Raw genomic sequence first — 458 nt, forward strand, 5'->3', positions numbered from 1 at the left:
TGGTAATGGCCGCCATCGTCGGGGCGGCAGGGTTGAAGCCTACGCTCGCGGCGGTGCAGTCCGGCAAGCGGGTGCTGCTGGCCAACAAGGAGGCGCTGGTCATGTCCGGTGCCTTGTTCATGCAGGCGTTGCGTGACAGCGGTGCCGTTCTGCTGCCGATCGATAGCGAGCACAACGCGATTTTTCAGTGCCTGCCGACGGACTATTCGCAAGGCCTTGGGACCGTCGGTGTGCGCAGGATCCTGCTCACCGCTTCGGGTGGGCCGTTCCGAGAAATGGCGCCCGACCTTCTGAGCGATGTGACTCCCGAGCAGGCGTGCGCTCATCCCAATTGGTCCATGGGGCGAAAGATCTCGGTGGATTCGGCGAGCATGATGAACAAGGGGCTCGAATTGATCGAGGCCTGCTGGCTGTTCGATGCACGCCCGCATCAGGTCGAGGTGGTCATCCATCCGCAG

1 pseudogene is annotated in these 458 nt (G+C 62.9%); it reads left to right on the plus strand.

The features are described 5' to 3' along the window. A pseudogene (locus ACU8YC_RS27230) lies at window positions 1-458 on the plus strand (1-deoxy-D-xylulose-5-phosphate reductoisomerase); the annotation flags it as partial.

Source organism: Citrobacter sp. VF227 (assembly GCF_052950715.1).